The 9,120-nt window shown below is 72.0% G+C and carries 9 protein-coding genes; 1 reads left to right on the forward strand and 8 read right to left on the reverse strand.

Annotated elements, in window-relative coordinates; translation table 11 throughout:
- Nucleotides 1–25 precede the first annotated feature (25 nt).
- The 8 genes from OJ997_RS22740 to OJ997_RS22775 form a co-directional block, all read right to left on the reverse strand.
- Nucleotides 26–370: a hypothetical protein gene (locus tag OJ997_RS22740; protein WP_270027543.1), complete on the reverse strand. Its 345-nt coding sequence runs from the start codon at nt 368–370 to the stop codon at nt 26–28.
- Nucleotides 367–1,128 (reverse strand): hypothetical protein, encoded by a 762-nt coding sequence (locus tag OJ997_RS22745; protein ID WP_270027544.1) that lies wholly within the window; start codon nt 1,126–1,128, stop codon nt 367–369. Before OJ997_RS22745 ends, OJ997_RS22740 begins: the two co-directional genes overlap by 4 nt.
- Entirely contained in the window at nt 1,113–2,246 is a 1,134-nt protein-coding gene (locus tag OJ997_RS37765) for a glycosyltransferase family 4 protein (protein WP_270027545.1), read from the reverse strand. The genes OJ997_RS22745 and OJ997_RS37765 overlap by 16 nt, the downstream gene beginning before the upstream one ends.
- The gene (locus OJ997_RS22755; RefSeq protein WP_270027547.1) at nt 2,243–3,724 is read right to left on the reverse strand and encodes a phytoene desaturase family protein; all 1,482 of its coding nucleotides are present in this window, start codon (nt 3,722–3,724) and stop codon (nt 2,243–2,245) included. The genes OJ997_RS37765 and OJ997_RS22755 overlap by 4 nt, the downstream gene beginning before the upstream one ends.
- A complete protein-coding gene (locus tag OJ997_RS22760) occupies nt 3,721–4,797 on the reverse strand; it encodes a hypothetical protein (RefSeq protein ID WP_270027549.1) in 1,077 nt (358 codons plus the stop codon). Before OJ997_RS22760 ends, OJ997_RS22755 begins: the two co-directional genes overlap by 4 nt.
- 67 nt (nt 4,798–4,864) lie before the next feature.
- Nucleotides 4,865–5,569, reverse strand: a complete 705-nt coding sequence (locus tag OJ997_RS22765) for a universal stress protein (RefSeq protein ID WP_270027550.1) — start codon at nt 5,567–5,569, stop codon at nt 4,865–4,867.
- Nucleotides 5,566–5,793 (reverse strand): hypothetical protein, encoded by a 228-nt coding sequence (locus OJ997_RS22770; protein ID WP_270027552.1) that lies wholly within the window; start codon nt 5,791–5,793, stop codon nt 5,566–5,568. Before OJ997_RS22770 ends, OJ997_RS22765 begins: the two co-directional genes overlap by 4 nt.
- 57 nt (nt 5,794–5,850) lie before the next feature.
- A complete protein-coding gene (locus OJ997_RS22775; protein WP_270027553.1) occupies nt 5,851–7,314 on the reverse strand; it encodes an APC family permease in 1,464 nt (487 codons plus the stop codon).
- 115 nt (nt 7,315–7,429) lie between these two features.
- Between OJ997_RS22775 and OJ997_RS22780 the strand changes: the two genes are divergently transcribed.
- Nucleotides 7,430–9,120: ArnT family glycosyltransferase (locus OJ997_RS22780; RefSeq protein WP_270027554.1), on the forward strand; the 1,691-nt coding region annotated here is incomplete at its 3' end.

The following is a 9,120-nucleotide window of genomic DNA, read 5'->3' on the forward strand; positions in this document are numbered from 1 at the left end:
TAGGTCTCAGTCAGCCACAGCGCTCTCACGAGTCGCCGAAGCCGCCGCCGTCGTCATCGTCGTTGCCCTCGTACCAGCGGTAGTCGGTGTCGTTCCAGTACGGGTCCGACGTGCCCCACCAGACCGGCGAGTAGTTGCTCGAGCCGTACCAGCGCTGGCGGGAGCGGATCGCGTAGGTGGTCGAGGTCTCGTCGAGCGCCGCGTCCTCGGAGCGCTTGGCGACGCACTCGACGCACAGGCCGGCCTGCGTGATGTGCTCGGCGCAGATCCGCCGCGAGCAGGCGCTGCAGCTCGTGACCGCCGAGTTCGCGCAGTCGCGCAGCGTGAAGAAGCCCCGCTTGCAGGAGCACAGGTCCAGCGCGAAGCTCACAGCTTCTTCCTCCGCACCGGGGCCACGCGCTCGTAGGCGCCGGAGATGAGCTCGATCAGCGACTCGAGCTGGGGGACCGCATCCACCTGCTTGGCGACGAGGGTGCCGCCGACCGTGACCTTGGTGTGCTTGTCGCTCGGCTTGAGCTTCTGCTTGGGCAGCGGGCGCGACCCGGTGGCGGGCGCGTACAGGCGGTTGGGGACGGTGAGCGTGACCGTCATCTCCGTCTTCTTCTTGTTCTTGGTCTTGCGCTTGATCTTCCCGCGCGGGTTCTTCTTCTCTTTGAAGGTCGAGCGCACGTGGTCGATCACCGCGAACTGGAGCTGCGCGCCGTCGGCGAAGCGGGTGCGGACCTGCAGCCAGGCGTCGTCGTAGAAGGTGTCGACGACCTTGCGGTACGCGCCCTTCTTGTACGGCTCCGAGTGCCGCACGGCCTTCGTCGACACGAGTGGTCCTGTGAGATCGACCCACAGCTCCAGGGGCGCGCCGGGCTCCATGTCCTCGCGCAGGATCGGCAGCAGCGGGATCGCGAACGTCCGCAGGCCGTTGGGCACGTCGTTCTTGCGCGCGTAGCGGCGCTCGAAGAACCCGCCGCCGCCCGCGCGGGTCTCGTCGGCCTGGCGGTCGTAGTCGGCGATCGGGCTGAGGAGCGCGAGCCACTCGTCGGGACTGCGCGCGCCGGAGAAGCGGCGGGCGCGGACGATGTCCTGCTGCTCCGGGCTGAGGGCGTTGAACGCCTGCTTCACGCGGTTGGCCACGCGGGCATCCTCTCACCGTAAAGCCGTTGGAGTCGAGCCACGCTCGCGTCCCACGTCAGGTGCGCCTGCACGTGCGCCCGCGCCGCGGCGCCCATCCGCTCCCGCTCCTCGGGGTAGTCGAGCAGGACGCGGATCGCCCGCGCCAGCTCGCCCGGCCGGTCCGGCGCGACGAGCCGGCCGTGCACGCCGTCCGTGAGCAGCTCGCGCACGGCGGGCAGGTCGGAAGCGACGACCGGCACGCCGGCGGCCATCGACTCAAGGATCTTCAGCGGCGCGCACCCCTGCACGGCGTTGCGCGAGCAGTCCCGCAGCGGCGCGAGCGACAGCAGCGCGTGGTCGCGCCACGGCGCGAGCTCCTCCTCGGGCAGCGCGAAGTGCCAGTGCACGCGCGCCTCGATCCCGAGCTTCTCCGCGAGCTTGCGGTACGGCTTGGCGCGGCGCTGGTGGACCGACGCGCAGATCACGAGGTCCAGCTCCAGCCGGGCGACGGCACGCAGGGCGGTGTCCACGCCCTGCCACGGCTGCAGCGCGCCGAAGTACAACAGGTAGGGGCGGTCGAGTGCCGGTCGCTCGCTGCGCGGCCGGAGCTCGGCGCCGTTCGGCACCACGTGGGCGGGCACCGGGAGCCGATCGGCGGTCACCTGCGACGGCGTGATGACCAGGTCGGCGGCGTGCAGGCAGCGGAGCTCCATCTCGGCGATCTGCTCCAGCAGGGCGTTGGGGATCGCCGGATACAGGAACGGCAGCTCGATCGACGGCAGCCCGTTGACCTCGTAGACCTTCAGGTGGTCCCCGTCGTGCTCGACGATCGGCAGCCCGCTCCACGGGTCGCGGAAGTGGGCGATCTCCAGGTCGGGCAGCTCGTCCAGCAGCGCGCTGAGCCGCGCGCCGTAGCCCGCGGCGCGCTCGAGCACGTGGTCGGCCTCGCGCATGTAGCGGACGATCTCGACGTCGCCCTCGCGCTGGTAGCTCGGCAGCCCTTCGCCGCCGAGCACGTACAGCAGCCCGCCGCCGCTCCGCTCGAACAGGGCCCGGGCGAAGCGGTCGATGTGGACGGCGCTCCCCTTGCGCGACGGGAAGCGGTCGAACGCGGCGTAGAGCGCCCGCGCGCCCCTCACTTCAGTGCCGCGCGCGCGGCTGCATCTCCCGGTACGCCGTGGACGGCTCCGCCGGGGAACGCGGCGGCGCTCCCGATGAACAGCCCCTTCAAGGGCGTCGAGTACGGCGTGAGCTTCGGCAGCGGGCGGAACACGACCTGGTGCAGACGATAACTGCCGCCACCGACGTCGCCGCCGACGAGGTTCGGGTTGCGCGCCTCCAGCCCGGCGGGGCTGAGGACGTGCCGCGCCAGGATGCGGTCGCGGAAGCCCGGCGCGAAGCGCTCGACCTGCGCCTCCATGCGCTCCACCACCAGCGGCGTGTCGCGCTCCCAGTCGACGCCCTGCTGCGGGCCGTGCGTGTACGCCCAGGCGGTGTGCTTGCCCTCGGGCGCGCGCGTCGGGTCGGCGACGCTCTGCTGGCCGAGCAGCAGGAACGGATGGTCGGAGAGGCCGTCGTGGGCCTGCTTGACCGAGTGCAGGAACTCGTCCTCGCCGCCCGCGACGTGCACGGTGCCGGCGCCGCTCACGGCGGGGTTCGCCCACGGGATCTGCCCGTCCAGGGCCCAGTCGACCTTCACGGTGGAGGCGCCGATGATGTACCGGTTGAGCGCGGTCGAGTACCACTTCGGCAGGTCGGCCATCTTGGTCAGCGCGCCGGGCATGACGTCGCCGATCACGGTCTTCGCCTCGAACCGCTCGTCCGCGGTCTCGACGCCGGTGACGCGGCCGTTCGCGCTGGTGATGCGGGTGACGCGCGCGTTGGTGCGGATCTCGCCGCCAAGGCTCTCGAAGTAGCTCACGAGCGCGTCGGTCAGGTGCTGCGCGCCGCCCTTGGGCGACGGCCAGCCGACCGCGTGGCCGAGCAGGTTCAGGTAGAAGGCGGCGATCGCCGAGCCCGCGCCGTCCGGCGGCGTGTCGCCGTGCATCGCGGCTCCGTAGAGCCACGCGCGCGAGCCCTGGTCCTCGAACAGGCGCTTGCCGAGGCCGACCGCGCTGCCCGGCAGCAGCCGCGCGAAGTCCAGCAGCCGCAGGGGGCCGGCGCCCGTCAGCAGCTTGATCGGCCCGCCGACGGGCGGGAAGCCGGTCAGCATCGTCGCCTTCACGGCTTCGAAGTTGTCCAGGAACGGCTTGGCGAACTTGACCCACTTGGGACCGTCGACCGGGCCGAGGCTCTCGGCGGTGCGCAGCAGCGAGCCGTAGAGGAGCTTCGCCTCGCCGTTCGGCAGCGGGTGCGCGTACGCGGCCTCCGGGTGCACCCACTCCAGGCCGTGCTCGGCCAGCGGCATGCGGCCGAACACGGGGGAGGCGGCGCTCGCGGGGTAGACGGAGCTGAACGTGTCGTGCTTGAAGCCCGGCAGCGTCAGCTCCTCGGTGCGGACGGCGCCGCCCGGTGCGTCCGAGGCTTCGAGGATGAGCACCTGGCGGCCGGCCTCGGCGAGCCGGATCGCTGCGGCCAGGCCGTTGGGCCCGGCGCCGATGACGACCGCGTCGCTCACTTGGTCGGCGCCCCGAGCGCGATCGCGATCTGGTGCAGCATGCTGACCTCGGGGTCCTCGCCGACGCCCCAGAACGCGTGCTGCGCGTCCTTGCCCTGGCTCTCGTACGCCTTGCTCAGGTGCCAGCTCATCGGGTCCCACGTGCCGGCGGCGCGGACGTAGGCCTTGCCGTCGAGCGTGTAGAGCACGAGGCGGTTGTGGCCGGAGCCCATGAAGTGGCCGGCGTGCGTGGTCAGGTCGAAGCCGACGAGCGGCTCGCCGCCCTCGGGCACGATCGACGGCTCGCCGTGCTCCTTCATGCCGACCTCGAGCGCCTCGAACCAGTTGTGCAGCGCCTTCTGGTCGTCGGGGGTGACGAGCGTCGTGATCGTCACGTAGCCGCGGGTCCACAGCGGCACGGCCTTGTCGTAGCCGGCGACGACCTCGATCTCGAACGTCTGGCCGAGCAGCCCGCCCGGGCGCAGCGGCGTGAAGCGGCCCAGCGCGCTGGCGTACTCCGGCCACGTCTCCGGCTGGGTGATCGCGGCGATCAGCCCCTCGGCCGACGGCACCTCGACGGGGTCGTAGGTGTGCCAGACCTGCTGGTCCAGCGGCGCGCTCTCGGCGGTGAGGTCGCCGATCTTGGCCAGCTTGAACCGGTAGCTATGGTCGTAGGCCGCCTTGTCCTCGGGCGTCTCGAACGCGATGCCCCAGCCCTTCCGGGCCGGGTCGGCGTAGGCGGCCGGGAACCAGTCGCCGAGCAGGGTGACCGCGCCGCGCTCCAGCGCCTCACGGCTCAGGCGGCCGTTCGCGGCGAACCGCTCGGCGCCGAACGCCTTGTGGAAGGCGGGAAGATCGGTCACGCGCAGCCGGCGCGTCGGGTCCTTGCGGTACCAGTAGGTCGTCAGCACGCTGAAGGCGAACCGCAGATCGTCGGCCTGGCGCTCGGCCGGCTCGCGCCGGTAATAGGCCGCGTTGAGGAAGTCGGTGACCCAAGGAGCGGCGTCACGGCCCGCGATCGAGGAACCGGCCATGCGGGCGAAGCCCAGGGCGCCGGGCTGATTGGCGGTGTTCGTCTCGTCAGTCGTCGTCATGTCCTAGATGGTCGTCGCGGATTGCGGCCTCCCCGTCAGGGTCTGCCGCAATGTTGCTCCGTGCAAACTACGGAGTCGGGGCGGCGACTGCCCTCGGGACGACGATCACCGGGCACCGCGCGGTGCGCATCAGGCGGCCGCTGACGGCGCCGACGATCACCGAGCGCAGCGGGCCGTAGCCGCGCGATCCGGTGACGAGCAGGTCGAGGTCGGCGCTGTGGATCGCCAGCGCGTCGGCGGGCTCGCCGTGCAGGCGGACGATCGTGCCGTCGACGTCGAAGGGCAGCGTGCGGAGGGCGCGCTCGAGGCGGACCTGGACGGTGCGCGCGCTGTCGTCGTCCTCGTACGGGTCGGGGTTGGCGACGCCGATCAGGTCGAGGGTCGCGCCGAGGTGGCGGGCGAGCTCGGTCGCGTGCGTGAGCGCGGCCTCGGCTTCGGGCGAGGCGTCGTAGGCGACGCCGATGTGGTCGATCGGCCGGTCGACGTGGCCGCGGGGCACGACGGCGACGGCGCACGGGGCGCCGTGGAGAAGGCGCTCGCCGGTGCTGCCGGGGATGACCCGGCCGAGGCGGCCGGTGTGGCTGGAGCCGAGCACGACCAGGCGTGCGTCCGTGGCTTCGGCGCGTTGGTGCAGCAGCTGGGCCGCGGACTCACCGCGGTGGGCGGAGACGTGCTGCAGGTCCGCGCCCTCGGCGTCGGCGAGAGCGCGGGCGAAGGCGATCGCTTCGTGCGCCGGCGCGGCGGGATCGACGCCGACGAGGATCGTGGTCACTGCGACTCGTGGTCTTCCGGGCCGATCGTCTGCATGACGGCGAAGATGACGCCGCCGGTCACGGCGAGGGCGAGGAAGATCGTGGCGACCATGGCCACCATGCCGCCGAAGGCGACGAACGCCGCTTCGGCGATGACGACGCCGAGGATGGCGACGGCGATGAGGCCGAGCAGGCTCTCGCCGGCCTTCTCAGGAGTGGGGGTGTGATGGGCTTCGGAGATCATGGCGCCAACGTACGGGCGCCATGAGCCCCTGCCTTCCGGCGGTTCTGCGGATTCCCGCTACGTAGTTGTCCGCACCGCCGTCGCGTCCCCGTACGGCGCTTCGCTGCGCTCGTACGGGCGCCCGAGCAGCATGTACAGCAGGCCGACGCCCGCCACGATCGAGCAGCCGAGCACGACGATCCACTTGTCGTACCAGGCCGCGTCGCCACGCGGCCAGGCGAGGTTGAGCGCGCCACCGACGCCGTAGATCAGCGCCGCAACGTTGATCGCGAAGCCGTAGCGGCCGAGCGTGAACTTGCCGCGCGGGACCCAGCCGCGACTGCGGGCGATCAGCGCCGCGACGACCACGAGCTGGAAGGCGATGTAGATGCCCGCGGAGGCGAACGAGATGACCTTCAGCAGCGCGCTGTCGCTGACGATCTCGGCGATGGCGACGATCGCGGCGGGCAGCAGGCAGGCGACGGCGAGCGCGACGGGCGGCACGTGCCGCTCCTTGCTGAAGCGCGAGAGCGCGCCGCTCGCGACGATCATGTCGTCCCGCGCGTAGGAGTAGATGAGCCGGCTCGCCGCGGCCTGCAGGCTCAGGATGCAGGACACGAACGAGATCAGCACGATCACCGTGATCACCTTCGCGCCGACCGACCCGAAGACGTCGGTGAACACGTTGCCGACGGGGTCGGCGTTCTCGCCGCTGATGATCGCGTTGAAGTCCGGCTGGGCGAGGATGAGCGCGGCCGTGATCAGCAGCGCCGCGGCGCCGCCGACGTAGATCGTGCGGCGCATCGCCTTCGGGATCGTCCGGCCCGGGTCCGGGACCTCCTCGGCGACGTCACCGCAGGCCTCGAAGCCGTAGAACAGGTACAGGCCCAGCAGGGAGGCGGCCAGGAACGCGCCGAGGTAGCTGCCGTCGCCCTCGGTGCCGAGGCTGTCGAAGAACACGCTGAAGTCGTGGTGGCGTTCGAAGAGCAGCAGCCAGAGGCCGACGAACAGCGCGCCGATCAGCTCCGCGGCGAAGCCCGCCATCGCGACGCGGCCGAGCGTCTTGGTGCCCGTGAGGTTGATCAGCAGGCACAGCACCATCAGGCCGGCCGCGATCAGCACCGTCGTGAAGCGGGACGGCGTGAAGCCGAACAGCGAGCCGACGAACACGACCGCGCCGGTGGAGACCGACGCCACCGTGGCGATCAGCGCCCAGCCGTAGATCCAGCCCGTGATCCACGCCCAGCGCCGGCCGATCAGCCGCCGCGCCCACGGGTAGATCCCGCCCGCAACCGGGAACTGGGCGACGATCTCCGCGAACACGAGCGCGACGAGCAGCTGCCCGATGCCCGCGATGACGATGCTCCAGATCATCGGCGGGCCGCCCGCGACGAACCCGAGCGCGAACACGGAGTAGATGCCGACCACGGGGGACAGGTACGTGAACCCGAGGGCGAAGTTCTCCCACAGGCCCATCCGGCGCTCGAAATGGCTCTCGTAGCCGAGCTCGGCCAGGCGTGCAGCGTCGTCGGTAGTCGCCATGCGCGGGACGATCTCACCCCGGGCGGACGGATCGTGGCAATTGCGACTTGAACCTCTCAGGAAGCTCTGAGGGAACGCCCAGCCCGCTCGCAGCGCGCGGGTCGATGGTGACCACATGTCGACCCTCGCCATCCCTCAGCCGCGCCACCGGGCCGGTTCTCTCTCGGCGCTCCGCGCGCTCGTGTCCAGGCCCGAGTTGGTGCTGCTGCTGGTGCTCGCCGGCGGGCTGAACCTGTGGGCGCTCGACCTCAACGGCTACGCCAACGACTACTACGCCGCGACCGTGCGGTCGATGACGCAGTCCTGGCACGCGTTCCTGTACGGCTCGTTCGACGCGGCCGGGCTGCAGACGGTCGACAAGCCGCCGCTCGCGTTGTGGGTGCAGGCGCTGTCCGCGCGCGCGTTCGGGTTCAACTCGTGGGCGCTGCTGGTGCCGCAGGCGCTGATGGGCGTGGCCACGGTCGCGTTGACCTATGACCTCGCGCGCTCGCGCTTCGGCCGTGCCGCCGGCTTCGTGGCCGGGGTGACGCTGGCGCTGACGCCGATCACGGTCGCGATGTCGCGCCACAACAACCCGGACGCGCTGCTCGTGCTCTGCCTCGTGGCGGCCGTGTGGGCGCTGGATCGTGGCCTGCGGCAGGGCGGTTCTCTGAAGTGGCTCGTGTGGGCCGGCGTGTTCGTCGGGCTCGGGTTCGAGACGAAGATGGCGGCGGCGCTGATGGTCGTCCCGGGCATGGCGCTCGCGTGGTTCTGGGTCGCGCCTCGCGGTCGGATGATCGCCTTCAAGCAGCTGCTCGTGGGTGGAGCCGCCATGGCGGCAGTCGGCCTGGCGTGGCCGGTGCTGATGTGGCTCACGCCCGCCAGTGACCGTCCCTACATTAGCGGCACCGACGACAACTCGATCTGGTCGCTGATCCTCGGCTACAACGGCCTCGGCCGACTCTTCGGCCAGGACGGCGGGCCTGGCGGTGGCGGCGGCATGGGTGGCGGCGGCGCGACGTTCGGCGGCGAGGCCGGCCCGACGCGCCTGCTCAACGCCGCACTCGGCGGCCAGGCGGGCTGGGTGATCGGCTTCGCGCTGGTCGCCGGCCTCGGCGTGCTGCTGATGAGCAAGCTGCGCCGCACGGACGAGCGCACGGGCTACGTGATCGCCGTCGGCGGCGCGTTCCTGGTCACCGCGGTCGCGTTCAGTCGCGCGGAGGGCATCTTCCACCCGTACTACGTCTCCGCGCTCGCGCCGTTCACCGCGCTACTCGTCGGCGCCGGTTGGAGCCTCATCCGCCACCGCGCCTGGGGTCCGCTGCTGCTCGCGGGCGGCATCGCCACCGAGCTGGTCGTGATCGCCAACGCGGCGACCGACCTCGACTGGATGACGGGCGTGCTGCTCGTCGGCGGCGCGCTCGCGGCCGTCGGCATCGTGTTCGCGCCCAAGCTGCGCACGGCCGCGGCGACCGCGGGCATCGGGCTGCTGCTGCTCGCGCCCGCCTCCTGGGCGGTGCAGACGCTCGGCCACGCGACGAGCTCGACGTTCCCCGCGGGCGGCCCGACGTCCTCGATGGGCATGGGCGGCGGCGGTCGCGGCGGGTTCGGTGGCGGCCAGCCGCCGGCCGGCATGACCCCGCCGAGTGGGAATGGGCCGGGCACCGCCAACGGTGGCGGGTTCGCGCCGGGCGCGGGCGGCGCGGCGGGCGGCCAGTCCGGCTCGTCCGGCACGAACAGCGGCGGCGCGGCCGGCGGTGCGAACGGCAGCTGCGGCCCGGGGTCGAGCCGGGCGCGCGGCGGTTGGCCGACGCGCTGCGAGCGTGC

It is taken from the genome of Solirubrobacter phytolaccae, from assembly GCF_027587195.1.
In the GTDB taxonomy this organism is placed as follows: Bacteria; Actinomycetota; Thermoleophilia; order Solirubrobacterales; family Solirubrobacteraceae; genus Solirubrobacter; species Solirubrobacter phytolaccae.

Bases quoted from the DNA above. Each gene is read 5' to 3' on its own strand.
- OJ997_RS22770 (WP_270027552.1), bottom strand. From the start codon at position 5,793: ATGATCTCCGAAGCCCATCACACCCCCACTCCTGAGAAGGCCGGCGAG.
- OJ997_RS22760 (WP_270027549.1), bottom strand. From the start codon at position 4,797: ATGACGACGACTGACGAGACGAACACCGCCAATCAGCCCGGCGCCCTG.
- OJ997_RS22775 (WP_270027553.1), bottom strand. From the start codon at position 7,314: ATGGCGACTACCGACGACGCTGCACGCCTGGCCGAGCTCGGCTACGAG.